Raw genomic sequence first — 25,397 nt, forward strand, 5'->3', positions numbered from 1 at the left:
ACCGTGCCTCCCGTCCGTCATGCGTCACCCACCGCACGTTCCTGCCCATCGCACTCGACCTGGGTTGCCGTTTCGCGCGTAGGGGGCCAGAAGATCCGACCTCCTACGCTCGATTCGACATCCCACGCGCGGATCGGCCCCGCCCACCCTGTCCGTCAACTCAGGTTGACAGATGTCGGAGCGTCAATGTAGGTTGACAGCCATGGACCGACCGACCATCACGAGCCTCGCCGCGGGGGCCTCCGGAGACGACCCGTTCTCCGCCCTCGCCAGCGTGCGCGAGCTCCGACGTGAGCTCGAACGGACCGAGGAACTCGCTGCCCGCCGCGCCCGGAACGCCGGCGCCTCGTGGCAGGAGATCGCGACGCTCCTCGGCGTCAGCCGACAGGCAGTGCACAAGAAGTACGGCAGAAACTAGGACCACGATGAGCTCCCCCTTCGCACGACCCAAGAAGACCGACGGCCCCCGCGCCAGCTTCGGCCGACTACTGGGCTACCTGTTCGAGAACAAGCCCGCGATGGTCGTCATCATCGTGCTGAGCATCCTCGGCGCGGGTGCGTCCCTCGCCCAGCCGCTCCTGGTGAACCAGGTGGTCACCGCGGTGCAGCACGGCAACACGCTGAGCATGCTCGTGTGGGCCCTCGTCGCCCTCGTGCTCGTCTCCGGGGTCCTCAACGGTGTCCAGCACTTCCTGCTCCAGCGCGCGGGTGAGGGTGTGGTCCTCTCCACGCGCCGCAAGCTCATCGCCCGCATCCTCAACCTGCCGATCTCCGAGTTCGACACGCGTCGCACCGGCGACCTGGTGTCCCGGGTCGGCAGCGACACCACGCTGCTCCGTGCGGTGCTCACGCAGGGGCTCATCGAGTCCATCGGCGGCGCGCTCACCTTCATCGGCGCGGTCATCGCGATGGCGATCATCGACCCGCTCCTGCTCGGCATCACCGTCGTCATCGTGCTCGTCGCCATCGTCGTCGTCGGCGGCCTGAGCCGACGCATCCGCATCGCGTCGAAGAAGGCGCAGGAGAAGGTGGGCGACCTGACCGCCGCGGTCGAGCGCGGCATCGGTGCCGTCCGGACGATCCGCGCGGCCGGCGCCACCGAGCGCGAGGTGCACGAGGTCGACTCGCACGCGACCGAGGCCTACAGGCGCGGCCTCGACATCGCGAAGATGTCGGCGTTCGTCGTGCCGGTCGCGAGCATCGTCATGCAGGTGGCGTTCATCGCCGTGCTCGGCGTCGGCGGCGCGCAGGTCGCCGCCGGCACCATCACGATCGCGACCCTCATCACGTTCATCCTGCTGCTGTTCATGATGATCATGCCGCTCGGCCAGGCCATGGGTGCGGTCGTCGCCGTCGCCCAGGCTCTCGGCGCCCTCGGGCGCATCGAGGAGATCCTGCACCTGCCGACCGAGGCCCAGGACGACGGCGCGGTCCGCGTCGCCGCCGCCGTCGAGACCGACGACGCCATCACCTTCGAGCACGTCTCGTTCCACTACCGCGGCTCCGCGGATGCCTCCGGTCCCGACGGCGCGGTCGCGTCCGCCGGGTCGACGGGCGGGCCTGGAGGCACGACTCGCTTCCCCGACACCGCCGACGACGAGCAGGCGGTGCTGCACGACGTGTCCTTCCGGGTGCCGCGCGGTTCGCGGGTCGCCCTGGTGGGGCCGTCCGGTGCCGGCAAGTCGACGACCCTCGCGCTCATCGAGCGGTTCTACGACCCGACCGACGGGGTGATCCGGCTGGGTGGCGTCGACGTCCGCGGCCTCGACCGCGCCGAGCTCCGCGCCCAGATCGGCTACGTCGAACAGGACGCCCCGGTGCTGGCCGGCACGATCCGCGCGAACCTGCTGCTCGGGTCGCCGAACGCGACGGAGGACGACTGCACCCGCGTGCTCGAGGCGGTGAACCTCGGCGAGGTCCTGCACCGCGATCCCCGGGGGTTGGACGCACAGGTCGGCGAGGACGGCGTCATGCTGTCGGGTGGTGAGCGCCAGCGTCTGGCGATCGCCCGTGCACTGCTCGCCGCGCCGCCGATCCTGCTGCTCGACGAGTCGACGTCGTCGCTCGACGGGGTGAACGAGCAGAAGATGCGGCTCGCGATCGACGCCGTCGCCGAGGACCGCACCCTGCTCGTCATCGCGCACCGGCTCTCCACCGTGGTGGACTCGGACGTCATCGTCGTGCTCGAGCACGGGCGGGTCGTCGGGGTCGGGACGCACTCAGAGCTCGTCGAGTCGACGCCGCTCTACCGCGACCTGGCGAAGCACCAGCTCCTCGTCTGACGCGCCCGTTCCGCAAAACGCAACGTCGGCGGTTCCTCGCAGCGGTATCTCGCTGCGAAGATCCGCCGACGTTGCGTTTTGCGAGGGGGAAGGGGTCAGGCGGCGAAGGGGTCCGGCGTCAGCACGTAGACCGTCTCGAGGTACTCCTCGATGCCCTCGTGCGACCCCTCACGGCCGAGCCCGGAGGACTTCACGCCACCGAAGGGGAACGCCGCGTTCGAGACGACCCCGGTGTTGAGGCCGAGCATCCCCGTCTCGAGGCGTTCCGCCAACCGCTGGCCACGGGCGAAGTCCGTCGTGTACGCGTACGCGATGAGTCCGAACTCGGTGTCGTTCGCCAGGCGGATGCCCTCTTCCTCCGTCGTGAACCGCGTGATCGAGACGACCGGCCCGAAGATCTCGGTCGTGAGGATCTCCGATCCGGGCTGCACGTCGTCGAGCACCGTCGGCGCGTAGTACGTGCCGGGCCGGTCCACGCGCTGCCCACCGGTGACGAGCCGGGCACCACGGGTGACGGCGTCGTCGACCAGCCGTGCGGCCTTGTCCACCGCGCGGTCGTCGATGAGCGGTCCCATCGTGGTGCCGTCCTCGCTGCCGCGGCCGATCCGGAGCTCTTCGACCTTCGCGGTGAGCGCCGCCGTGAAGGCGTCCGCGATACCCTCCTGCACGAAGAACCGGTTCGCGGCGGTGCAGGCCTCGCCCACGTTCCGGAACTTCGCCAGCATCGCGTTCGTGACCGCCGTGTCGAGGTCGGCGTCGTCGAACACCAGGAGCGGGGCGTTGCCGCCGAGCTCCATGCTCGTCTTGAGGACGTTGTCAGCCGCCTGCTTGAGGAGCGCCGACCCGACCGGCGTCGATCCCGTGAAGGTCAGCTTCCGCAGCCGTCGGTCGGCGATGATCGGCTCGGACAGGCCCTTCGCATCGAGTGACGGCACCACGTTGAGGACGCCGTCGGGCAGCCCGGCGCGACGGAACAGCTCGACCAGGAACAGGGTCGTCAGCGGGGTGAGTTCGGCCGGCTTCACGACGACGGTGCACCCGGCGGCCAGCGCCGGGCCGATCTTCCGCGTCGCCATCGCCAGCGGGAAGTTCCACGGCGTGATCGCGTAGACCGGGCCGGCGGGGCGCTTCAGGACGATGGCGCGGCCGGTACCCTCCGGGTTGGTGCGGTAGTCCCCGTGGATCCGCACGGCCTCTTCGGAGAACCACCGGAGGAACTCGCCGCCGTACGTCACCTCGCCGCGGGCCTCGGCGAGCGGCTTGCCCATCTCGAGCGTCATGAGCGCGGCGAGGTCGTCGGCGTGCTCGCGCACCAGGTCGAACGCCCGGCGCAGCAGGTCGGACCGCTGCCGGGGCGGGGTCGCCGCCCAGTCGTCCTGCGCGGCGACCGCGGCGTCGAGGGCCGCGATGCCGTCCTCGGGGGTGGCGTCGGCGACCTCGGCGAGGACCGCTCCCGTGGAGGGGTCCCGCACCGGGAACGTCCGGCCGCCGGAGGCCGCCCGCCAGCTGCCGCCGATGAAGAGCCCCGTCGGGACCCCGGCGACGGAGACGTTGTCGTCCGCGACAGTGGTGGTGGGTCCGGTGGTCGTGGTGGTGTCGGTCGTTCGGGTGTCGGTCACAGTACTGCTCCTCCGGGGTTCGCGAGCCCCTCGTCCATGTCGCTCGTGCCGATGTGGCCGCCGGCCGTCCGGATCTCGTCGAGGGCTCGCTCGCTGCGCTCCGGGTCCACACCGGCGACCAGGTCGTCGATGACCTCGACGGCGTACCCGGCGGTGAGCGCGTCGAGCGCCGAGGCCCGGACGCAGTGGTCGGTGGCGATGCCCACGACGTCGACGGACGTGACGTGGTGCTCGACGAGGACGTCGGGCAGCGGCACGCCGCCCTCGGTCCGGCCCTGGAAGGCCGAGTAGTCCGGCGTCCCCTGCCCCTTGAACACGTGGACGTCGATCGGCGCGGTGTCGAGGTCGGGGTGGTAGTCGGCCCCAGGGGTCCCTGCGACGCAGTGCACCGGCCACGTCGTCACGAAGTCCGGCGCCGCCGTGCCGGCGAAGTGGCCGCCGTTGTCGTCGTCGCCGTGGTGCCAGTCGCGCGAGGCGACGATGAGGTCGTACTCGTCGGCGTGCCGGCCGAGGAACGCGGAGATGCGACGAGCGACCGCCGCTCCCCCGGTGACACCGAGGGGACCGCCCTCGGTGAAGTCGTTCTGGACGTCGACGATGAGGAGTGCCCTGGCCATGGAGCCATCCAACACCCCGCGGATCAGGACCCGGTGAGCTTGCTCCCGCACGAGTAGGTGGCCGCGGTGACCCGGTCGAGTGCCGGCAGCGCAGCGGCACGCGAGGACCCGATCGCGTAGAACGCGAAGGTCAGCCGGGAGCCGTCCGCGGCGTCGATGTACCCGCCGAGCGTGTTCGCGCTGTCGATCCAGCCGGTCTTCGCGTGCACCTTGCCGCGCGCGACGGCGTTCGCACCGGTGAACCGGCTGGCGAGCGTGCCGGACTGCCCGGACACGGGCAGCGCGTTCGCGAGCGTGCCGAGGCCCTTCGCCCCCGCGGCGACCTGCACCATCAGGTGGGCGACGAAGTTCGGGGACACCGCGTTCGCCGCGCTCTCACCCGAACCGTCCTTGATGACGATGCCGGCCGGGTCGACCCCGTACGAGCCGAGGGCCTTCTGGTAGACCGACGTCAGCGATGCTGCGGACCCGTCCGAGCCGGACTGCTTCGACGACACCCGTGCGAGCATCTCGGCGAGGGTGTTGTCGGAGTTCGGGATCATCTGGCCGATGAGCGTCGAGACCGGCTGCGACGACACCGTCGCGATGGTGTCCGAGCTCGTCGTGGCGCGCTTGACGATCTGCGCGTTCGCCGCCCCGGCCACCCCGGCGTTCGCCAGCGCGGTGCGGAAGAGGGTGCCCGCACGACCGACCGGGTCGGTGGAGCGCGGCGAGGTGGCGGCACCGGGGTTCGCCCGGTCACCGTCGACCATCAGCGCGGTGACGTTCGGCTGGTACCCGATCGTCCGCTCGCTGACGGGCCAGGTCGGGTCCCACGCGTCGCCGTCGTTCCAGTACGTGTCGTCCGTGACGATCGTGGTGACCGGGGCGTTGCCGAGCTTCGCCTTCACCTGCTGGGCGAGCTGGCCGAGCGTCGGTGCGCCCGGGTAGACCGTGGCCCCGCCCGCCGACAGGGTCGCGTCCCCGTGGCCGACGAGCGCGATCGCGCCACCGGACTCCTTCGTGACGGTGGTCGGGATCCGGTACCCGCCGCCGACGACGGCCAGCGCGGTCGCCGTCGTCAGGGTCTTCATGACGCTGCCGGTCTGTGCTGCCTTGTCGCCGTTGCGCGAGAACAGCACCTGGCCGGTCTTCGCGTTCATGACGTAGCCCTCGAACGCGCCGAGGCCGCTCGCCGAGGCGGCACCCGAGATCGTGCAGGTGCGGAGGGCGGAGGGCCCGGTGGTCTTCTCGGGGACCGTGCGGCCCGTCGGTGTCGGGGTGCTCGACGGCTTCGTGGTGGTCGGCGAGGCGGTCGGGGTCGGGGTCCGTGTCTCCTGCTCGGCGACGGCGGACGCCGAGGACCGGGGCGCGGGCATCGTGGCAGCGGCCACCGCGACGGCGCCGCCCGAACCGAGCACGAGGACGGTCGCCAGGCCCCCGGCGATCCACGGCACCGGACGGCGGGCGGCGGAGCTGCGGGCGGCGGTGAGCGCGTGGCGGAGGCGGTCCGCGACGGAGCGCGACGGAGGCTGGTGGTCGGACATCGCGATCGATCCTACGGAACTGCGGGAGGAGCCTCCAGGCCGTCGACCGGATCCGTCGTGACGGGACGGTCGTCGGCGGCGTACCGGACGCCCACCTGGCGACGTGCCTCGTCCATCAGGGCCATGATCGCGATGGTCTCCTCCGGGTCCATCGGACCGCCCTCGTGGGTGCCGGACGTCACCATCGACTCGAACGCACGGGCCTCGTGCGCGTAGCCGGTCAGTTCCTCGCGGCCGTCGTACTCCTCGACCACGACGCCGTCACGGTCGCGGATCCGCCACGTCGTCGGCGTGTACCAGGTCGCGTCGAGGTCGATGCGACCGTCCTCGCCGATCACCGACGCGGTGTTCGGGCTGCGGAGGTCGAGCCCGAAGTGGATCATCGACTGCGTCCCGCCCGGGTGCGTGAGGACGAGGCCCATCTGGGTGTCGACGCCCTGCTCGCTCAGCGTCCCGGCGGCGACGACCGACGTCGGCACCCCGAGCACGTCGACCGCGAACGAGATCGGGTAGACGCCGAGGTCGAGGATCGCGCCGCCGCCGAGCTCCGGGTCGTTGAGCCGGTGGTGCGGATCGGAGGGCAGCGCCTGGTGGTGGGTGGCCTCGACCACCCGGACGCGGCCGATCCGGCCCTCGGCGACGAGCTCGCGGATCATCGACATCTGCGGGAGGAAGCGGGTCCACATCGCTTCCATCACGGCGACGTCCGCGCGTCGGGCCGCGTCGACCACGCGGCGTGCCTCGTCGGCGGTGATCGTGAACGCCTTCTCGACGAGGACGTGCTTGCCGGCCTCGATCGCGAGCAGGGCGTCCTCGGCGTGACGGGAGTGCGGGGTGGCGACGTAGACCGCGTCGACCTCCGGGTCGGCGACGAGTTCCTCGTACGAGCCGTGCGCCCGCGGGATGCCGAACTCGTCGGCGAACGCCTGCGCCCGGTCCGCCGTGCGGCTGCCGACCGCGACGAACTCCACCCCCGCGGGGACGCAGTCCCCCACGAAGGAGCGTGCGATGCCGCCCGTGCCGATGACTCCCCAGCGAACCGTCATGGTCCCTGTCTACCAGCGGGGTGGGCCGCCATGCCGTTGTCCTTCTGCAGCACTTTGGTATGGACTCCACGGACGATTGCCAGCTAGCGTGCTGCCAGGTCCCCCGAACAGGGGTGCCGCTTCCCCCGGGCCGGGCTCCGGCCCGGGGCCCTTCCCCGAGATCCGCCCAGCAGAAAGCGATCAGGTCTCCATGCGCCGATCCGTCCTGTCCGTCGTCGCCACGAGCGCGGCGATCGTCCTCACCTCCACCCTCGTCGGCGTGAGCCCGGCGAACGCACACGGATGGGGCGCACCGGGTCACTCCCCCGGACACTCCGCCGATGCCCGTCTGACGCCGCGGACGCACTTCACGATGGCGGCCGACGGCTCCTCGGGTGCGACGCAGGGTGGCGAGGGCATCCCGAACATCGACTCCGTGAAGAAGACCATCGCCACGTACTACGGCGACCCCGGCACCGGTCTCGCGAACCGCACGGACTCGCCGTACATCCGCGAGATGCGCTCGATCGTCGCGCGGCAGTCCGCCGGCCTGCAGCGCATCCACGACCAGGCCGTCCGCCACGGTGAGAAGCCGGCGATCGTGCTCGACGCCGACGACACCACGCTGTGGACGTACGACATGGAGGTCGCGGACATGCACTTCGTCTTCGACCCCGCCCGCCAGGACGAGTGGGTGCAGGACGAACGCTTCCCCGCCACCCCGTCGATGGTCGGCTTCGTCAACCGCGCACAGGCGATGGGCTTCACCGTCTTCGGGCTCACCGGTCGGAACGACGACCAGAAGGCCGCGACCGTGCAGAACCTGACGAAGGTCGGGTACACCGCCTTCACGCAGGACCGCTTCTTCACGAAGTGGACCGGGGTCGGTGCGTCCCAGCAGCCGTCGTACATCACCTGCGCCACCGCGAAGTGCACCACGGTCGAGTACAAGGCACTGACCCGGAAGCACATCGAGCAGGACCTCGGCTACGACATCACGCTCAACATCGGCGACCAGTGGAGCGACCTGCAGGGCGGGTACGCCGACCGGTCCCTGAAGCTGCCGAACCCCACCTACTACCTGCCCTCCGCCGACCTGCCCGGCGTCTCCGAGCCCCGGCTGTCCCCGCGGACGCAGTTCACCATGGCGGCGGACGGCTCCTCCGGCGCGACCCAGAGCGGTGAAGGCATCCCGAACATCGACTCCGTGAAGTCCACCATCGCCACGTACTACGGCGACCCCGGCACCGGACTCGCGAACCGAACGGACTCGCCCTACATCCGCGAGATGCGCGCGATCGTGTCCCGCCAGGCGCCCGTCATCGCGGCCCAGTGCGCCGTCGGACGGAAGCTCCACCGCAACCCGGCGATCGTCCTCGACGCCGACGACACCACGCTGTGGACCTACGACATGGAGGTCGCCGACATGCACTTCGTCTTCGACCCCGCCCGCCAGGACGAATGGGTGCAGGACCAGCGCTTCCCCGCCACCCCGTCGATGACCTCGCTCGTGTCGATCGCCCAGCGCTCCGGCTGCACCGTCATCGGGCTCACCGGACGCAACGACGACCAGAAGACCGCCACGATCGCGAACCTCGTCAAGGTCGGGTACCCGCAGTTCACCGCCACGAAGCACGGCACCCAGACGTACTACACGAAGTGGACCGGGGTCGGCGCCTCCCAGCAGCCGTCGTACATCACCTGCGCCACGGCGAAGTGCACCACCGTCGAGTACAAGTCGCAGACCCGCGCGCACATCGAGTCCCGCTCGGGTGGACGCTACGACATCGTCGCGAACGTCGGTGACCAGTTCAGCGACCTGCTCGGTGGCTCGGCGGACCGCAGCATCAAGCTGCCGAACCCGACGTACTACCTGCCCTGAGCGGCCAGCCCCGGCACAACGGGAAACGGCCCCGATCCCCACTCTGGTGGGGATCGGGGCCGTTCGCGGAGCCGCCTGTCGGAATCGAACCGACGACCTATTCATTACGAGTGAATCGCTCTACCGACTGAGCTAAGGCGGCGGACGCCCCGGTCAGACCGGAGCGGCACGGGTCACGACTATACAGGTTCAGACGAGAGAACGCGAAACGAGCGCGTCGAGGTCGGCGAAGGACCGCTCGAGCTCGTCGACCAGATGCGTGTCGCTGTCGCCGTCCGACCACTCCCACCACGCGTGCCGCAGGGTCGCGAGGGCGACGAGGGACGCGAGCCGCGCCCGGCGACGCAACGTGGTCGGGTCGGCCCCGAGCACCGGGTCCGGCCCGATCACCGGTTCGGCCTCAGGTCCGGCCAGACGTTCCACCACGGCTCGTTCGACCTCGGCCTGGAACTCCTTCATCGACTCCATCCGACGGCTGAACAGCTCCGGCGCCGCGCGGAGCACCTGCTGCCGTTCCTCGATGAGCCCGCGTTCCTCGATGAGCTCGCGGGTCGAGTGGACGAGCAGCGTGCCCAGGTCCGCCAGGAGGTCGCCCCGGGGCCCACCGGCCACGAACGCCGCACGGGCCTGGTCGTCGGGCAGGGTCGGGTCCTCGCCGAGGATCGCGCCTTCCTTGTTCGGGAAGTAGTTGAAGAACGTGCGCGGGGAGACGTCGGCGCGGCGTGAGATCTCGTCGACCGTCACCGCCTGCAGGCCGTCCTCGATCGCGATGCGGAGCGCGGCCTGCTGGATCGCGAGTCGGGTGGCGCGGCGTTTCCGCTCGCGCAGGCCGGGTTCTGCGTCGGACATGTCGCGATTGTCCCATGCTGGGCAGCGTCTCGGCGGGCGTTCTGGCTGGCGTTGCGGCTGGTGTTGCGGCATGCGTTGCGGCTGGCGTTCCGACTGACGTTCCGGCTGGCGTTGCGGCCGGCGTTCCGGCTGGCGCTGCGGCTGGCGTTCCGGCTGGCGGACGGCCGGGCCTGGAGGCGCGGCTCGGCTCCGGGGCGCACGCTCGGTCAGGACGTGGTGGCGGTCAGGACGTCGGTGCGGCCCGGACGGTTGGTCCGGCAGGTGCGGCCCGAGCGGTGCGGCCGGGCGGGTGCGGCCGGGCTGGGGCAGCCGGGCAGGTGCGGCCCGGGCGGTCGGGTCGGGCGGGTGCGGCTTGGCCGGCGCAGCCGGGCGGGTGTGGTCTGGCCGGCGCAGCCGGGTCAGTGCGGCGCGGCCGGCGCAGCCAGGTCAGTGCGGCGCGGCCGGCGGTCAGCGGCTGGCGCGGGCGACCGTGACGAGCAGGGCCTCGAGTGCCAGGAGCGCCGCCACGTTCGCCGCGATGCGCTGCCGTGCGAGCGCGATCGCGTCGAGGACCTCGAGCGCGGCCGCCGGCGTCACCGACTGCAGCGCGTGGTCGAGGTGCTCCCGCATCGCGAGGTTCACCGGTTCGGCCGGTGCACCGAGCCCGAGGAGCAACAGGTCGCGGTACAGCGAGGAGACGTCGACGAGGATGCGGTCGAGGCCGTCCCGGAGGCTCCGGGTCGCCCGACGCTTCTGGTCTTCCTCGAGGCCGCGGAGCTGCGATCGGAGCGCCGGCGGGACCGTGCCGCCCGGCTCGACACCGAGCGAGCGCAACGCCGCGTCGCGCTCCTCGGAGTCGCGCTGCTCCGTGATGGCCTTGGCGTCCTCGTCGGCAACGGCGAGGAGGTCGGCGGCGGCCATGACGGCGTCGCCGACGGTGCGCACACCGAGCACGGTGGTCAGGGTCCGGCGCCGGCGGTCGCGGGCGTCCGGGCTGGTGGCGAGGCGCTGGGCCATGCCGATGTGGCTCTGCGCCTGCCGCGCTGCGTCCATCGCGAGGACCCGGTCGACCCCGGTGCGCGCGACCAGCAGGTCGGCGACGGACTCGATGCCGGGCACCCGCAGGCGCACCGAACGGACGCGGGACCGGATCGTCGGCAGCAGGTCCGCCTCACTCGGGGCGCAGAGGATCCACACCGTGCGCTCCGGCGGTTCCTCAAGCGCCTTGAGCAGCAGGTTCGAGGTGCGCTCGGTCATGCGGTCGGCGTCCTCGATGATGACCACGCGGTAGCGACCCACCGAGGGCGAGTAGTGCGACGAGGTCACGAGCTGCCGGATCTCGTCGATGGTGATGATGACCCGCTGCGTCGTGAGGACGGACACGTCCGGGTGGGTCTTCGCGGTGATCTGCCGCAGGGTGTGGTCGTCGTCCGGTCCGCTGCCGACGAGCGCCGCCGCGAACGCCGACGCGACGTTCGACCGACCGGAGCCAGGCGGGCCGGTGATCAGCCAGGAGTGGGTCATGCCACCCGTGCCGTCCGGGGACTCGGCGGCATGCCGGAGCGACGCCACCGCTTCCTCTTGCCCGGTCAGGCCGTCCCACACGCTCACGACGTCATCCTGTCAGCCACCACCGTCATGTCGCGTCGATGCCGACGAGCGGGCCGACCCCGGCACGGATGGCGCGCTGGACCTCGGCCGCCGGCGCCTCGGCGTCGACGACGAGGAACCGCTCGGGCTCTGCGGCCGCCATGTCGAGGAAGGCGTACCGGACGGTCTCGTGGAACGCGGCGGCCTCGGACTCGAGCCGGTCGAAGGTGTCCCCCCGGGCCGCGGCGACGCGAGCGCGGCCCACGGTCACGTCGAGGTCGAGCAGGATCGTGCAGTCGGGGACGAGTCCGTCGGACGCCCACTCCGAGACCGACCGGACGTGCTCGGCGCCGAGGCCCCGAGCAACACCCTGGTACGCCACCGACGAGTCGATGTAGCGGTCCTGCAGCACGACGTCTCCGCGGGCGATCGCGGGTCGAACCAGCGTCTCGACGTGGTGTGCCCGGTCGGCCGCGTAGAGCAACGCTTCCGCACGCGGTGCGATGTGCCCGCGTTCGTGCAGGACGATCTCGCGGATCCGGACGCCCAGCTCGGTGCCACCGGGCTCGCGGGTGCGGACCACGGTGCGGCCGTGCTCCTCGAGCCAGGCGGTCAGGAGCTCGGCCTGCGTGGTCTTCCCCGCACCGTCGCCGCCCTCGAGCGTGATGAAGCGGCCGGTCACTTCTTCTTGGCAGCCGGCTTGCGGGCCGGAGCCTTCTTCTTCACCGGGCCCTTGGCGCGCTTGTCCGCGATGAGCTGGACCGCGCGGGCGTGGTCCACCGCCTCGACGTCCTCGCCGCGCGGGATGGTCGCGTTCGTCTCGCCGTCGGTGACGTACGGACCGAAGCGGCCGTCCTTCATCTTGATCGGCTTGCCGGACACCGGGTCGGCGTCGAACTCCTTGAGCGCGGCGCTGGCGGCACGGCGTCCGCCGTACTTCGGCTGCGCGAAGAGCTCGAGCGCCCCGGGCAGGTCGACGTCGAAGATGGCGTCCTCGCTCGGCAGGGTCCGGGTGTCGGTGCCCTTCTTGAGGTACGGGCCGTAGCGACCGTTCTGCGCGGTGATCTCGTCGCCGGACTCAGGGTCGTTGCCCACGGTGCGCGGCAGCGCGAGCAGCTTCAGCGCCGTCTCGAGGTCGACGGTCTGCGGGTCCATCGACTTGAAGAGCGACGCGGTGCGCTCCTTCGGCGCCGCGGCCTTCTTCGTCGTCTTCTTCGCAGGGGCCTTCTTGGCGGCGGTCTTCGTCGCGGTCGCCGTCGCGCCGGCTTCGGCCGGCGCAGCCGCGGTCGCGCCAGCCGTGGTCGCTGCCGCCGTGGTCGCGTCGAGTACCTCGCCGGTGGTCGGGTCCACAGCGGGCCCCGGCTCGGGGGTGCGCTCGGTCACGTACGGGCCGAAGCGACCGTCCTTCGCGAGGACTTCCTTGCCGGACTCCGGGTTGATGCCGACGACGCGGTCGCCGAGCACCGGGGCGTCCACGAGCTCGCGGGCCTTCTCGGCGGTGAGCTCGTCGGGTGCGAGGTCCTCGGGCACGTTGACGCGCCGGGGCTTCTCGGGGTCGTCGCTCGGGACCTCGATGTAGGGGCCGTAACGACCGATGCGCAGGGTCAGGCCGGGCGCGAGCTCGACCGAGTTGATCTCGCGCGCGTCGATCTCGCCGAGGTTGTCGATGACCGTCCGGAGGCCGCGCTGGTCGCCGCCGCCGAAGTAGAACTCCTTGAGCCAGTCGACCCGGTCCTCGTCGCCGCTGGCGATGCGGTCGAGGTCCTCTTCCATGCCCGCGGTGAAGTCGTACTGCACCAGGTCGCCGAAGTGGTCTTCCAGCAGCCGGACCACGCTGAACGCGATCCAGTTCGGCACGAGGGCACTCCCGCGCTGCGTCACGTACCCACGGTCCATGATCGTCGAGATGATCGCGGCGTAGGTCGACGGACGCCCGATCCCGAGCTCTTCCAGCGTCTTGACCAGGCTGGCCTCGGTGTAGCGCGGCGGAGCCGACGTGTCGTGGCCCTTCGCCTCGACGTCGGTGACACCGAGGTGGTCGCCCTCCGCCATCTGCGGGAGCTTCGCGTCGTCGCCGCCGCTGTCGCCTCCCGAGGCGCCGTGGCGGTCCTCGTCGCGGCCTTCCTCGTACGCGTTCAGGAAGCCGCGGAAGGTGATCACGGTGCCGGACGCGGTGAACTCCACGTCGGTGCCGGACACCGTCGACGGGATCCCCTCCACCGACTCGGTCGACGTGACGCCGAGCACGACGGAGGCCGTCGAGCCCTTCGCGTCTGCCATCTGCGACGCGACGGTGCGCTTCCAGATCAGGTCGTAGAGGCGCCAGTCGTTGCCGCGGAGCACGCCCTCCATCTCGGACGGCGTGCGGAACGTGTCGCCGGCGGGACGGATGGCCTCGTGCGCCTCTTGCGCGTTCTTGCTCTTGCCGACGTAGCTGCGGGGCTTGTCCGGGATCGTCTCGGCGCCGTACAGGGATGCGGCCTGCTTGCGTGCCGCGGTGACCGCCTGCTGCGAGAGCGAGGACGAGTCGGTACGCATGTAGGTGATGTGCCCGTTCTCGTAGAGCGACTGCGCGACGCTCATCGTCTGGCGCGCGGAGAAGCGCAGCTTGCGAGCTGCCTCCTGCTGGAGGGTCGACGTCGTGAACGGTGCGGCCGGGCGACGGGTGTACGGCTTCGAGTCGACGCTGCGGACGGTCGCGTCGCCAGCGCGCTCGAGCACGGCGGTCAGTGCTGCCGCCGCGCCCTCGTCGAGGCGGACGATGTCGCCCTTCAGCGCACCGCGGTCGTCGAAGTCACGGCCGGAGGCGACACGGGTGCCGTGGATGCGTGCGAGTCGAGCGGTGAAGGCGGTGTCGCCCTCCTTCTCGAAGCGCGCGCTGAGGTCCCAGTAGTTGGCGGACACGAACGCCAGGCGCTCGCGCTCGCGGTCGACCACGAGGCGGGTCGCAGCGGACTGCACGCGACCGGCAGACAGGCCGGGGCCGATCTTCCGCCAGAGGACCGGCGAGACCTCGTACCCGTAGAGACGGTCGAGGATGCGGCGGGTCTCCTGCGCGTCGACGAGGGCGGTGTCGAGTTCACGGGTGGCCTCCTGCGCACGCTGGATGGCCTCCTTCGTGATCTCGTGGAAGACCATGCGCTTCACCGGCACCTTGGGCTTCAGCACCTGGAGGAGGTGCCACGCGATGGCCTCGCCCTCGCGGTCCTCATCAGTTGCGAGGTAGAGCTCGTCGGCGTCCTTCAGTGCTCGCTTGAGCTCGGAGACCGTCTTCTTCTTCGCGTCGGAGACGACGTAGTAGGGCTCGAACCCGTTGTCGACGTCGACCGAGAACTTGCCGAGGGAGCCCTTCTTGAGCTCCGCGGGCAGGTTCTTGGGCTCGACGAGGTCCCGGATGTGTCCGACGGACGCCTGGACCTCGTATCCGTCCCCGAGGTATTGCGCGATCGTCTTCGCCTTCGCGGGGCTCTCGACGATGACGAGCTTCTTCGTGCCTGGCACGTGTCTCCTTGATCGATGGTGCGCGTCGGCCCTGGACGACGAACGCGTCCGGGTCGACCGGGGCACCGGTGACCGGGGGCCGACAGGCACACCATACACATAGTGTTCGGGCTGGTCGTCCGCCGGACCGGCGACCGCGACTGCGCCCACGGCGAACGGTCCGCCGTCGACCACGACCCCGACCCGGGCGCTCGCAGCGGCGGTCGAACAAGCCTCGACGACGGCGCCGTTGGCGCGGGCGACGGCCTCGGCGACCCGGCAGGGATCGCCCGGTACGAGGCCGACGAGTGCGGACGCGGTGGCGAGCGCGGCGGCGTCCGCAGCGGCCTGCGCCCGGACTGTCCCGACACGCACACCGGCGGCCGCGAGCGCGGCGGACACGACCAGCAGCGCGACGGCGACCGCAGCCGTGACGAGCAGCGTGGCCGACCCGCGCTCCGAGGCCGTCCGGTCCGGGGCCGTCCGGTCCCGCACGGTCACCGACCGCCCTCGGCAGCGCACGCCGTCGCGCGCAACGGCACGGCTGCGAACGGTCCGGCCGCGCCGCGCGATGCCTCGACGCACACGACGTCTCCCCCGCGCCGCACGGTGACCGACGCCCCCGGCGCGATCCGTTCGGCGGCGGCACGACCGCCACCGTCGTCCCCGCGGCCGATCGCCCGTGCCGCCGTCGAAGCGGCCAGCTGCAGACGGCCCACCCCGTCCACGACGATGACGGCCGCGACCAGCGACGTCAGCACCAGGGCGACGACGGGGAGCACGACCGCGAACTCGACGCTCACGGTGCCGCGCTCCCCGGCCGCCGCGCCGTGACCACGCCGGTCAGAGGGAGAGCGCACCGCGGACGAGTTCGGTGAGGATGTCCTGCACCTCGCCGGAGCGCATCACCGCGACGAGCACGCCGGCGAAGGCGACCGCGGCGAGGATCACCACGGCGTACTCCGCCGTGGCCGAACCGCGGTCGTCGCCGAGTCGTCGCCGGAGTCCGGCACCGCGGGCGGTGCCGGTGCGCGAGCGGCGCGGAGTGGGTGTAGTGGTGGTCGGTGTGTCGGTCATGGTCCGTCCTTCCTGAAGGGGTGCACCCAGCCTCGCGTCCGGCAGTGTCCGATCGGGCCGGTCGCTGCGATCTGTGGACGGTTCAGCCGACGTCCACGACGGTGGAGGAGAGGACTCCTACCACCACGGGCACGACCCCCACGAGGACGAAGGCCGGCAGCACGCAGATCCCGAGCGGCAGCACGAGCCGGACCGCCAGGCGTTCCGCGGCGGCGAGGCCCGCGGCGGCGGCATCGTCACGGACGTCCTCTGCGGCGGCTCGCAGCAGGGTGGCGGCGGGGACTCCGGCACGTCGGGCGAGCTGCAGGACCTCCTGCAGGCGTTCGCCCTCGGCGTCGCCGACCCGGGGTGCCCCGGACACCCCGACCCCGTCGAACGCCGCCTGGACGGCCGCGCCGCTCGACACCCACGACCCACCGCCGGACACCGCGACCGCCCAGGCGTCGAGCAGCACACCGGGCACGTGCCCGTCCGGGGTGGCCGCGCGGACCAGCCGTGCCGTCCACGTCCGGCCGAGACCGACCAGGACGGCGGCCACGACGCAGCACGTCCACCCGACGGGCGTGGCGAAGAGGACCTCGACGGCGCCCGCTCCCCAGGTCGAGCCGAGCGCGAGCCCGAGGGCCGGGAGCGCCAGCACGACCCGGGCACTCGCGCGCGGTCCGGCGAGCGCCACCCGCACCGCCCGGTCCGAGGCAGCCGTCCGGCGGAGCGCTCCGGCGAGCGCACGGAGCGCCACCGCGGCCGGCGCCCCGGTGTGCGCGGCGACGCGGAGCACGGCGGTGACGTCCTGCCACGCGGGCTCGTCGTCCCTCGGCAGCCCGCCGACCAGGTCCCAGGCGCGCGGCGGCGGCACACCGGCTCCGACCAGGGTCGCCACGCGGTCCAGTGTCCGAGCGGTCGCCGCGGCACCCTCCGCCCCCTGCGCACCGGAACGACCTGTCCCGGACCAGCCCGTCCTGGATCGGCCTGCCCCGGACCGACGCTCCCCGCCGCCCGGGCGAGCCGCGCGCCCGCGCGCCGCACCCCGGGAAGTCGCCGAGGGCTCTGGAGCCGCTCGCCGTCTCACCGCAGCCGGTCCACCGGGCGGACCTCGAGCCTCCCGTCCGAGCCGACGCGGAACGTCCCCACACCGCTCAGCCGTCGTCGCCCACCGCGCCGCTCCACGTGCAGGACCGAGTGGAAGGCGCTGACCGCCTGTCGGGCGAGCGCCTCGGGGCCGAGTCCGGCGAGCGCACCGAGCGCTTCGAGTCGCGCCGCGACGTCGGTGAGGCCGTTCGCGTGCACGGTGCCGGCGCCGCCGTCGTGGCCGGTGTTGAGCGCGGAGAGCAGCTCGCGGACCTCTGCGCCCCGGCACTCCCCCACGACGATCCGGTCCGGACGCATCCGCAGGGCCTCGCGGACGAGGCGATCGAGCCCCAGTGCTCCCGCCCCCTCGGCGTTCGCCTGACGGGCCTCGAGCGAGACGACGTGCGGGTGGTCGATCCGGAGTTCTGCCAGGTCCTCGACCGTGACGATCCGTTCGGTCCGGGGGACGGCGCCGAGCATCGCCGCGAGCATCGTGGTCTTGCCGCTGCCCGTGGCCCCCGTGACGAGGACGTTCCGACGCTCGTCGATGACCCGCTCGACGACCGACCGCGGCACCCGCGAGAACGCACCGAGCCGTTCGAGCGCTGCGAGGGTCGGCAGCTCCGGGCGGGGCAGCCGGATCGACACTGCGGTCCCGCTGACCGAGACGGGAGCGAGCACGACGTGGACGCGGATCCCGTCGCCGTGCCGGACGTCGGCGCAGGGCGTGGTCTCGTCGACGTGTCGACCACCCCGCGCGACGAGTTCCGTCGCGAGGTCGCGCACACGGCGTTCCGGGAGGTCGGGCGCCACGCGTTCGAGCCCACGCCCTCGGTCGACCCAGGTGCCCTGCCCGCCGAGGACGAGCACGTCCGTGACGGTGGCGTCACCGACGAGCGCCGCGAGTTCTTCGAAGTCCGCCGCGGCGAGTTCCCGCCGTCGCGCGGGTCGAGACGCGCCGGGCAGGAACGGTGTGGCGGCACGGTGTCGGTGCATGCCTCAGAAGGTAGGTGCGGACGGTGCCCCGACGGTCACAGTGGTCAGCTCGGTGCAGAAGCGACGCGGACCCACAGCAGCGGACAGATTTGTACCCCGAACCACATTGCCGTACCCCACTCGGTGCCAGCGGGTCCAGCACGCTCCCGGCACCGCGAGGGGCGTCACCATCGGGTTGCCGAAGACAACAGCAGGGGCGAGGTACGAGGACGAGGTCTATGCAAGAGCATGGACAGGTCTGTCCACGCTTTGGCTTGCCCATGCGGATCGAGGGCGTTCGTCCGACGCGGGAGACGCCCGTCAGAGTGGTACGCGTCCCGGAAAACAGAAGAGGCGGCACCGGTTGGGGGGAACAGGTGCCGCCTGGACATCGGTGGATTGGGGGGAATCCGAACCGTTGCCGCCGGAAACGAGTCCGGCGGGTACTACTGTACCCCATGAACTGCCCCACCGGGCAACCCCCGACCCGACTTCCGGGCGCGCCGGGCGCCCGCTGAGCGCGATGCGGGCCATCGACGATGCGGAGTACTGGCGATCGACGATGCGCGATGCCGGGCGGACCATCGGCATCACGACCGCCGGCACCGGGCTGGACGCCTGCCGGCACCGGGCTGGACGCTTGCCGGGTCGCACCCCCGTGTGGACGTCGCACCCCCGCACCTCGGGGCGCGATGTCCGTGGCGGGGTGCGACCCGCAGCCGACCCCGCGACCCCCGCACCCGCACCCGCACCCGCACCCGACCCGCAGCCGAGCCCGCACCCCCGTGTGGACGTCGCACCCCCGCACCTCGGGGCGCGATGTCCGTGGCGGGGTGCGACCCGCAGCCGACCCCGCGACACCACCGCCGCACGGGCCACGCCGGCCTCCGGCCGAGGGGTAGTCTCCCGACTGCACCACCGCAGCAACAAACCACCCGCACCACAGCACCACCCGCACCACCGCACCACCCGCCGCAACGACGCGAAAGGACATCGATGTCCACTCCGACCCAGACCGATCCCCGTCACGACGACGATGCCGCGACCTTCCCGCCACCCCAGGAGTTCGTCGCCGACGCGGTCGCGCACGAGGACCTGCACGAAGCCGCCGCCGCCGACCGCGAGGCGTTCTGGGCCGAGCAGTCCCGCACCCTCCTGGACTGGCGCACGCCGTTCACGCAGACCCTGGACTGGTCCGGCGCACCGTTCGCGAAGTGGTTCGCGGACGGCACGCTCAACGTCGCCGAGAACTGCCTCGACCGCCACGTCCGCGCGGGCAACGGCGACCGGGTCGCGATCCACTTCGAGGGCGCGCCCGGCGACACCCGTCGGATCACCTACGCCGAGCTCACCGCCGAGGTGCAGCGCGCCGCGAACATGCTCACCGACCTCGGCGTCGGGCACGGCGACCGCGTGGTCGTCTACCTCCCGCTCATCCCCGAGGCCGTCGTGACGATGCTCGCCGTCGCCCGCATCGGCGCCGTGCACTCCGTCGTCTTCGGCGGGTTCAGCGCCGAGAGCCTCCGCGCCCGCATCGAGGACGCCGGCGCGAAGCTCGTGGTCACGGCGGACGGCGGCTGGCGCCGCGGCGCGGTCTCAGCGCTCAAGCCCGCGGTGGACGAGGCGCTCGAGGGCGAGGGCACCGACAGCGTCGAGCACGTCCTGGTCGTCAAGCGCGGCGGCAACGAGATCGCCTGGAACGACCGCGACCGCTGGTGGCACGACGAGCTCGCGAAGGCGGCGCCCGACCACACTGCCGAGGCGTTCCCGGCCGAGAACCCGCTCTTCATCCTCTACACCTCGGGCACGACCGGGAAGCCGAAGGGCATCGTGCACACCTCCGGCGGGTACCTGACCCAGGCCGCGTACACGCACAGGAACGTCTTCGACATGCACCCGGAGAAGGACGTCTACTGGTGCACCGCCGACATCGGCTGGATCACGGGGCACTCCTACGTGGTCTACGGTCCGCTCGCGAACGGCGTCACACAGGTGCTCTACGAGGGCACCCCGGACGAGCCGAAGCCCGGTCGCTGGTGGGACCTCGTCGACGCCTACGGCGTGACGGTCCTCTACACGGCGCCGACCGCGGTGCGCGCGGCGATGAAGGCCGGCCGCGAGATCCCGGAGGCGCGCAGCCTCGAGACCCTCCGCCTGCTCGGCAGCGTCGGCGAGCCGATCAACCCCGAGGCGTGGAACTGGTACCGCCAGGTGATCGGCCACGACCGCACGCCCATCGTCGACACGTGGTGGCAGACCGAGACCGGCGCGATCATGATCTCCGCCCTGCCCGGCGTCACGAAGCTCAAGCCCGGCGCCGCGCAGACGCCACTGCCCGGCATCGTCGCCGAGATCGTCGACGACGACGGCAAGCGCGCCGACCCCGGCGAGAGCGGCTACCTGACGATCACGGAGCCCTGGCCGTCGATGGCACGCGGCATCTGGAACGACCCGGACCGGTTCGTCGAGACGTACTGGTCGCGCTTCCCCGGCCGCTACTTCGCGGGCGACGGCGCACGGCTCGACGGTCAGGGCGACATCTGGATCCAGGGCCGTGTCGACGACGTGATGAACGTCTCCGGCCACCGTCTCTCGACGGCCGAGATCGAGTCGGCGCTGGTCGGGCACGAGGGCGTGGCCGAGGCCGCCGTCGTCGGTGCCGCCGACGAGACGACCGGGCAGGCGGTCGTGGCCTACGTCATCCTGACCGCCGAGGCTGCCGCGGACGTCGACCGCGACGCGGCCGCCACGGAGCTCCGGAACTGGGTGGGCAAGCGCATCGGTGCGATCGCGAAGCCCCGGCAGGTCGTCATCGTGCCCGAACTGCCGAAGACGCGTTCCGGCAAGATCATGCGGCGCCTCCTCCGCGACGCGGCCGAGGGCCGCCGCATCGGTGACACGACGACGCTGGCCGACCCGACGATCATGGCGACCATCGCGGAACTCATGTGAGTCCGCTCACGTGAGCAGGGCCTCCAGTCGGTACGGACTGGAGGCCCTGCTCACGTTCGCGGTGCAGCTGACGGTCCGTCAGTCGGTGAGCTCCACCACCAGCTCGACCTCGACCGGCGCGTCCAGCGGCAGGACCGCGACGCCCACCGCGCTCCGCGCGTGGACGCCGGCGTCGCCGAAGACCTCGCCGACGAGGGTGGAGGCGCCGTTCGCGACACCGGGCTGCCCGGTGAACGACGGGTCGGAGGCGACGAAGACCGTCACCTTGACGACGCGGGCGACGCGGTCGAGCGAGCCGGCGACCGACTGCACGGCGGCGAGCGCGTTGAGCGCCGCGGTGCGGGCCTCGGCGGTGGCGGTCTCGGCGTCGACCGACTGGCCGACCTTGCCGGTGACCGGCAGCGCGCCGTCGACGAAGGGCAGCTGCCCGGCCGTGTAGACGTACCGTCCGCTGACGACCGCGGGGACGTAGGCCGCCACCGGCGCGGCGACCGGCGGCAGGGTCACCCCGAGCTCGGCGAGGCGCTCCGCGACGCTCATGCGTCGGCCTTCGGACGCTTCAGGTACGCGACGAGCCCGCCTTCGGGACCGGTGACGATCTGGACCAGCTCCCAGCCCTCGTCCCCGTAGTTGTTGAGGATGGCGGTGGTGTTGTGGATCATCAGGGGCGTGGTGAAGTACTCCCAGCGAGTCATGCGGTTCCTTGCCAGCCTTTCAGTCGGGGGTGTCGTTTAGGCTGCATCCTATGTCTGCCCAGAAGACGTCTGCCTCGCGGACCAAACCCGTCTCAGCAGTCGGCGCCTTCATCGGTTTCGTCGGTTTCAGCGTGCTCGCCGGTCTGCTCGTCACGATCGGTGTCACCCCTGCGATCGCGGTCGCCGGTGTCACGACGACGTCGACGATCGGCGTGTTCGAGTCCCTGCCGGAGTACATCGAGATCGGTGACCTCCCGCAGCGCAACGAGCTGTACGCGTACCAGGGCGGCAAGTCGGTGCACTTCGCGACGGTCTACGACCAGAACCGTCAGGAACTGAAGTTCGACCAGATCAGCGACCAGCTGAAGAACGCGGCCATCGACGGCGAGGACAAGCGCTTCTACGACCACGGCGGCGTCGACATGACCTCGCTGGTCCGCGCGGGTGTCGGCTCGCTCGCCGGTGGGCTCGGCGAGTCCGGTGGTGGCTCGACGCTGACGATGCAGCTCGTGCGCAACATCAAGATGAACCAGGCGCTCGAGCTCCCCACGAAGGAAGCGCAGCAGAAGGCCTACAACGAGGCGGTCGAGCAGACCATCCCCCGCAAGCTCGAGGAGATGAAGCTCGCGATCGGCCTCGCGAAGAAGTACACCCACAAGGAGATCCTGACCGGGTACCTCAACATCGCCTACTTCGGCGACCAGACCTACGGCGTGCAGGCCGCCGCGCAGCACTACTACAACAAGAGCGCGACCGACCTGACCCCGGCAGAGGCCGCCTCGATCCTGGCGATCGTGCAGTCCCCGAACACCCGCAACCTGTCGAACCCCAAGTACTACGAGGCGAACGTCGCGCGACGCAACGTCATCCTCAAGTCGATGTACGCGCAGAAGCACCTGACGAAGGCCGACTACGACAAGGCCGTCGCGTCGAACCCGAAGGACTACGTCCGTCTGACCGAGCCGTCGCAGGGTTGCCGCGCCTCGGTCGGCGACGGCTCGCAGTTCTTCTGCGACTACGCGGTGCAGGTCGTCAAGGAGATGTCCCAGCTCGGAGCCACGCAGAAGGAGCGCAACACCGCGTGGCGCAACGGTGGCTACAAGATCCAGACGACCCTCGACATCGACGGCAACGCGACCCAGAAGAAGGTGCTCAACACCTACGACAACAAGGCCGAGACCGCGTTCAAGCTCGGCGCCGCACTCGACTCGGTCGAGGTGGGCACCGGCCGCATCCTGACGATGGCGCAGAACAAGGACTACGACCAGGCGCTGCAGTCCCCGCCGACGTCGACCTCGATCAACTACAGCGTCGACAAGAAGTACGGCGGCGGCATCGGCTTCCAGGTGGGCTCGACCTACAAGGTCTTCACCCTGCTCGACTGGCTCAAGGCCGGGCACGGGCTGAACGAGGTCGTCAACGGCACCCCGCACAACACGGCCGTCTGGCAGCACTGCGGCGAGCCGACCTACACGAACTGGGCTCCGAAGAACGACTCCGCCGGAGAACGCGGCAACTTCACGGTCGCCCGTGCCACCGCGCTCTCGGTGAACGCCGCGTTCGCCTCGATGGCCGCCAAGCTCGACCTGTGCGACATCAAGCAGACCGCCCAGGACCTCGGCGTCCACTCCGGTGACGACAAGACCGAGCTCAACTCGTACCCGTCGTCGATCCTCGGCACGAACAACATCGCGCCGCTGACGATGGCCGCGGCATACGCCGGCATCGCCAACAACGGCACCTTCTGCGCGCCGATCGCGATCGACAACGTGACCAACGCCGACGGCAAGAGCCTCGGTGGTCAGCCGAAGAGCTGCAAGCAGGTCCTCGAGCCGGCCGTCGCCCAGACCGCGATCTACGCCATGAAGGGCACGATCTCCGGCGGGACCGCCGTGGGCGCCCAGACCCCGGACGGCACGCAGCTGTTCGGCAAGACGGGCACCACCGACGACGCCGACCAGATCTGGCTCGTCGGTGCGAGCTCCCGCGTCGCGACCGCGTACTGGCAGGGCAACACCGACGGCGGGAAGAACAACCTGCGTCACTACAGCAACGGCGTCAACGGCACCTACGCCGGCGCCCGTGCCGGAGTGTGGCGCGAGGCCCAGACGCCGATGAACGCCCACTACCCGGCCGGACCCTTCACCGACCCGTCGGCATCCGCGCTCCGTGGCAACAGCAAGGCCGTCCCGGACGTCAGCGGCAAGAGCGCAGCGGACGCGAAGGCGACCCTGGCGGCCTCCGGGTTCACCTACGTCGACGGCGGCGCCCAGCCCGGCGCGCAGAAGGCCGGCACGGTCACCTCGACCTCGCCGTCACCCGGGTCGCTGCTCTCCAACGGCTCGAGCGTCACGGTGTACACCTCCGACGGCTCGCAGATCGTGATCCCGTCGGTGCCCGGCAAGAGCGTCGACGAGGCCCGGTCGCAGCTGAACCAGGTCGGCTTCACGAACGTCGAGATCTCTGACCGGTACGCGAAGGGCGGCGGCGGCAAGGAGTGCCGTGTCGCCGCGGTCGACCCCGGTGTGCACACCAACGCCGGCAAGGACTCCACCATCACGCTGACCCTGTACGGCGACAAGAACGGCAAGGCGCCCAAGGACTGCAAGTGACCCGCGGTCGCGCAGCGCTCGGGGTCGCCGCAGCGGGCGCGGCCGTCGGTGCTGCGACGGCCGCCTGGGGCACGCTCGTCGAACGACGTCGCTTCGGCATCCGGTGGGAGACCGTCCCGGTCCTCCCGCCGGGGTCGCGCGACGTGACGGTCCTGCACCTGTCCGACATCCACATGGCTCCGTGGCAGGCCGACAAGCAGCAGTGGCTGCGCGACCTGAGCCTGGTCGAGCCGGACTTCGTCGTGAACACCGGGGACAACCTCGGGCACGCCACGGCCAACGCTGCGGTCGAGTACGCGCTCGAGCCGTTCCGCGGCGTGCCGGGGGCGTTCGCGTACGGGTCGAACGACTTCTACGGCCCGACGCCGCGGAACCCGTTCAAGTACTTCTCCGGGCCGAGCCGGCACCACTCCGACAGCCGTCCGGTCGAGCTCGACATCGACCGCCAGACCGCGTTCTTCGAGTCGTTGGGCTGGCTCGACGTGAACGACCAGGCGCACGCGATCGAGCTCCGCGGCTCGCGGTTCGAGCTGTTCGGCACGTCGGACGCCCACCGCGACTGGGACCGGCTCGACCTGCTCCCCACCAACGTCGACGAGATGCGCAGCGACGTGCCCTGGTCGGAGGACGAGGACGGCCCCTCCCCCGTCGCGATCGGCATCACGCACGCGCCGTACCGCCGGGTGCTCGACGCCTTCGTCACCCAGGGCGCCGACATCGTCTTCGCGGGGCACACCCACGGCGGCCAGGTGCAGGTGCCCGGCGTCGGTGCCCTCGTCACGAACTGCGACCTGCCGCGTCGCTACGTCAGCGGCCTGCACAAGTGGCAGCACCGTGGGCACTGGTCGTGGCTCGAGGTCTCGGCGGGCCTCGGCACGTCGATCTACGCGCCCGTCCGGTTCTCCTGCCGGCCCGAAGCAGTCGTCGTCACGCTCACCGCGCGCACCGCCTGAGACGCCCCGGCACGACGCGCCCGGGAGTTCCCCCGGTGTCACGAGCACGTGTGATCATCGGGTAGACTTCTGGGGTTGCTCCGGTACGGAGTGACCACACCGCGGGGTGTGGCGCAGCTTGGTAGCGCGCCTCGTTCGGGACGAGGAGGTCGCAGGTTCAAATCCTGTCACCCCGACACTGTGTTGAGACAGTACGAAGTAGGCCCTGGTTCTCCG

Annotated in this window: 20 protein-coding genes and 2 tRNA genes; 7 read left to right on the forward strand and 15 right to left on the reverse strand. The window is 71.3% G+C overall.

Annotated features, from left to right (window positions below; all coding sequences use genetic code 11):
• The first annotated feature begins 202 nt into the window (after nucleotides 1–202).
• Both BIU96_RS00425 and BIU96_RS00430 read left to right on the forward strand, forming a co-directional pair.
• Nucleotides 203–418 (forward strand): hypothetical protein, encoded by a 216-nt coding sequence (locus BIU96_RS00425; RefSeq protein WP_071290646.1) that lies wholly within the window; start codon nucleotides 203–205, stop codon nucleotides 416–418.
• A gap of 7 nt (nucleotides 419–425) precedes the next feature.
• Nucleotides 426–2,282, forward strand: coding sequence for an ABC transporter ATP-binding protein (locus tag BIU96_RS00430; protein ID WP_071290647.1), 1,857 nt, complete (start codon nucleotides 426–428; stop codon nucleotides 2,280–2,282).
• Between the two features lie 95 nt (nucleotides 2,283–2,377).
• Here BIU96_RS00430 and BIU96_RS00435 read toward each other — a convergent pair whose 3' ends face one another.
• From BIU96_RS00435 to BIU96_RS00450, 4 genes are all read right to left on the reverse strand, one after another.
• Nucleotides 2,378–3,799, reverse strand: a complete 1,422-nt coding sequence (locus BIU96_RS00435; RefSeq protein ID WP_071290749.1) for an NAD-dependent succinate-semialdehyde dehydrogenase — start codon at nucleotides 3,797–3,799, stop codon at nucleotides 2,378–2,380.
• Nucleotides 3,800–3,897: 98 nt separating this feature from the next.
• Nucleotides 3,898–4,518, reverse strand: a complete 621-nt coding sequence (locus BIU96_RS00440) for an isochorismatase family protein (protein WP_071290648.1) — start codon at nucleotides 4,516–4,518, stop codon at nucleotides 3,898–3,900.
• A 23-nt stretch (nucleotides 4,519–4,541) separates the two neighbouring features.
• Nucleotides 4,542–6,044, reverse strand: a complete 1,503-nt coding sequence (dacB, locus tag BIU96_RS00445) for a D-alanyl-D-alanine carboxypeptidase/D-alanyl-D-alanine-endopeptidase (protein WP_083402533.1) — start codon at nucleotides 6,042–6,044, stop codon at nucleotides 4,542–4,544.
• A gap of 11 nt (nucleotides 6,045–6,055) precedes the next feature.
• A complete protein-coding gene (locus BIU96_RS00450) occupies nucleotides 6,056–7,090 on the reverse strand; it encodes a Gfo/Idh/MocA family protein (protein ID WP_071290649.1) in 1,035 nt (344 codons plus the stop codon).
• A gap of 190 nt (nucleotides 7,091–7,280) precedes the next feature.
• On the opposite strand from BIU96_RS00450, the gene BIU96_RS00455 reads away from it, so the two are divergent.
• The gene (locus BIU96_RS00455) at nucleotides 7,281–8,951 is read left to right on the forward strand and encodes an HAD family acid phosphatase (protein ID WP_071290650.1); all 1,671 of its coding nucleotides are present in this window, start codon (nucleotides 7,281–7,283) and stop codon (nucleotides 8,949–8,951) included.
• Nucleotides 8,952–9,020: 69 nt separating this feature from the next.
• Here BIU96_RS00455 and BIU96_RS00460 read toward each other — a convergent pair.
• The 9 genes from BIU96_RS00460 to BIU96_RS00500 all read right to left on the reverse strand — a co-directional run bounded on the left by BIU96_RS00460 (nucleotide 9,021) and on the right by BIU96_RS00500 (nucleotide 17,990).
• Nucleotides 9,021–9,093: transfer RNA gene (locus BIU96_RS00460), tRNA-Thr, on the reverse strand.
• Nucleotides 9,094–9,140: 47 nt separating this feature from the next.
• Nucleotides 9,141–9,800 (reverse strand): TetR/AcrR family transcriptional regulator, encoded by a 660-nt coding sequence (locus BIU96_RS20035; protein ID WP_071290651.1) that lies wholly within the window; start codon nucleotides 9,798–9,800, stop codon nucleotides 9,141–9,143.
• A gap of 447 nt (nucleotides 9,801–10,247) precedes the next feature.
• Nucleotides 10,248–11,390: a DNA polymerase III subunit delta' gene (locus tag BIU96_RS00470; RefSeq protein WP_071290652.1), complete on the reverse strand. Its 1,143-nt coding sequence runs from the start codon at nucleotides 11,388–11,390 to the stop codon at nucleotides 10,248–10,250.
• A gap of 25 nt (nucleotides 11,391–11,415) precedes the next feature.
• A complete protein-coding gene (gene tmk / locus BIU96_RS00475; protein WP_071290653.1) occupies nucleotides 11,416–12,051 on the reverse strand; it encodes a dTMP kinase in 636 nt (211 codons plus the stop codon).
• The gene (gene topA / locus BIU96_RS00480) at nucleotides 12,048–14,870 is read right to left on the reverse strand and encodes a type I DNA topoisomerase (protein WP_071290751.1); all 2,823 of its coding nucleotides are present in this window, start codon (nucleotides 14,868–14,870) and stop codon (nucleotides 12,048–12,050) included. The genes tmk and topA overlap by 4 nt, the downstream gene beginning before the upstream one ends.
• A 476-nt stretch (nucleotides 14,871–15,346) precedes the next feature.
• Nucleotides 15,347–15,652, reverse strand: coding sequence for a TadE family type IV pilus minor pilin (locus tag BIU96_RS00485; RefSeq protein WP_071290654.1), 306 nt, complete (start codon nucleotides 15,650–15,652; stop codon nucleotides 15,347–15,349).
• Between the two features lie 40 nt (nucleotides 15,653–15,692).
• Nucleotides 15,693–15,926: a DUF4244 domain-containing protein gene (locus BIU96_RS20160; RefSeq protein WP_071290655.1), complete on the reverse strand. Its 234-nt coding sequence runs from the start codon at nucleotides 15,924–15,926 to the stop codon at nucleotides 15,693–15,695.
• Nucleotides 15,927–16,008: 82 nt separating this feature from the next.
• Nucleotides 16,009–16,806 (reverse strand): type II secretion system F family protein, encoded by a 798-nt coding sequence (locus BIU96_RS00495; protein WP_175477417.1) that lies wholly within the window; start codon nucleotides 16,804–16,806, stop codon nucleotides 16,009–16,011.
• 185 nt (nucleotides 16,807–16,991) lie between these two features.
• Nucleotides 16,992–17,990, reverse strand: a complete 999-nt coding sequence (locus BIU96_RS00500; RefSeq protein WP_083402536.1) for a TadA family conjugal transfer-associated ATPase — start codon at nucleotides 17,988–17,990, stop codon at nucleotides 16,992–16,994.
• Between the two features lie 975 nt (nucleotides 17,991–18,965).
• Between BIU96_RS00500 and acs the strand changes: the two genes are divergently transcribed.
• A complete protein-coding gene (gene acs / locus BIU96_RS00505; protein ID WP_071290656.1) occupies nucleotides 18,966–20,921 on the forward strand; it encodes an acetate--CoA ligase in 1,956 nt (651 codons plus the stop codon).
• A 78-nt stretch (nucleotides 20,922–20,999) separates the two neighbouring features.
• Here the strand turns inward: acs and BIU96_RS00510 are convergent, their stop codons facing one another.
• On the reverse strand, nucleotides 21,000–21,461 hold the full coding sequence (locus tag BIU96_RS00510) for a RidA family protein (RefSeq protein WP_071290657.1): 462 nt from the start codon (nucleotides 21,459–21,461) through the stop codon (nucleotides 21,000–21,002).
• Complete coding sequence (locus BIU96_RS19270; protein ID WP_017888699.1) at nucleotides 21,458–21,616, reverse strand: DUF4177 domain-containing protein; 159 nt, start codon at nucleotides 21,614–21,616, stop codon at nucleotides 21,458–21,460. The genes BIU96_RS00510 and BIU96_RS19270 overlap by 4 nt, the downstream gene beginning before the upstream one ends.
• A 50-nt stretch (nucleotides 21,617–21,666) precedes the next feature.
• Between BIU96_RS19270 and BIU96_RS00515 the strand changes: the two genes are divergently transcribed.
• The 3 genes from BIU96_RS00515 (at nucleotide 21,667) to BIU96_RS00525 (ending at nucleotide 25,357) form a co-directional block, all read left to right on the forward strand.
• Complete coding sequence (locus BIU96_RS00515; protein WP_071290658.1) at nucleotides 21,667–24,228, forward strand: transglycosylase domain-containing protein; 2,562 nt, start codon at nucleotides 21,667–21,669, stop codon at nucleotides 24,226–24,228.
• Nucleotides 24,225–25,181, forward strand: coding sequence for a metallophosphoesterase (locus BIU96_RS00520; RefSeq protein ID WP_071290659.1), 957 nt, complete (start codon nucleotides 24,225–24,227; stop codon nucleotides 25,179–25,181). The genes BIU96_RS00515 and BIU96_RS00520 overlap by 4 nt, the downstream gene beginning before the upstream one ends.
• Before the next feature lie 102 nt (nucleotides 25,182–25,283).
• Nucleotides 25,284–25,357 (forward strand) — tRNA-Pro (locus BIU96_RS00525).
• Nucleotides 25,358–25,397 lie beyond the last annotated feature (40 nt).

Source organism: Curtobacterium sp. MCBA15_008, from assembly GCF_001865065.1.
GTDB lineage: Bacteria > Actinomycetota > Actinomycetes > Actinomycetales > Microbacteriaceae > Curtobacterium.

Excerpts from the sequence above, each read along its gene's own strand:
- BIU96_RS00440 (WP_071290648.1), bottom strand. The coding sequence starts at position 4,518 with ATGGCCAGGGCACTCCTCATCGTCGACGTCCAGAACGACTTCACCGAG.
- BIU96_RS00430 (WP_071290647.1), top strand. The coding sequence starts at position 426 with ATGAGCTCCCCCTTCGCACGACCCAAGAAGACCGACGGCCCCCGCGCC.
- BIU96_RS00510 (WP_071290657.1), bottom strand. The coding sequence starts at position 21,461 with ATGAGCGTCGCGGAGCGCCTCGCCGAGCTCGGGGTGACCCTGCCGCCG.
- BIU96_RS20035 (WP_071290651.1), bottom strand. The coding sequence starts at position 9,800 with ATGTCCGACGCAGAACCCGGCCTGCGCGAGCGGAAACGCCGCGCCACC.
- BIU96_RS00455 (WP_071290650.1), top strand. The coding sequence starts at position 7,281 with ATGCGCCGATCCGTCCTGTCCGTCGTCGCCACGAGCGCGGCGATCGTC.
- BIU96_RS00500 (WP_083402536.1), bottom strand. The coding sequence starts at position 17,990 with ATGCACCGACACCGTGCCGCCACACCGTTCCTGCCCGGCGCGTCTCGA.
- BIU96_RS00450 (WP_071290649.1), bottom strand. The coding sequence starts at position 7,090 with ATGACGGTTCGCTGGGGAGTCATCGGCACGGGCGGCATCGCACGCTCC.
- dacB (WP_083402533.1), bottom strand. The coding sequence starts at position 6,044 with ATGTCCGACCACCAGCCTCCGTCGCGCTCCGTCGCGGACCGCCTCCGC.
- BIU96_RS19270 (WP_017888699.1), bottom strand. The coding sequence starts at position 21,616 with ATGACTCGCTGGGAGTACTTCACCACGCCCCTGATGATCCACAACACC.
- BIU96_RS20160 (WP_071290655.1), bottom strand. The coding sequence starts at position 15,926 with ATGACCGACACACCGACCACCACTACACCCACTCCGCGCCGCTCGCGC.
- BIU96_RS00515 (WP_071290658.1), top strand. The coding sequence starts at position 21,667 with ATGTCTGCCCAGAAGACGTCTGCCTCGCGGACCAAACCCGTCTCAGCA.
- acs (WP_071290656.1), top strand. The coding sequence starts at position 18,966 with ATGTCCACTCCGACCCAGACCGATCCCCGTCACGACGACGATGCCGCG.
- BIU96_RS00425 (WP_071290646.1), top strand. The coding sequence starts at position 203 with ATGGACCGACCGACCATCACGAGCCTCGCCGCGGGGGCCTCCGGAGAC.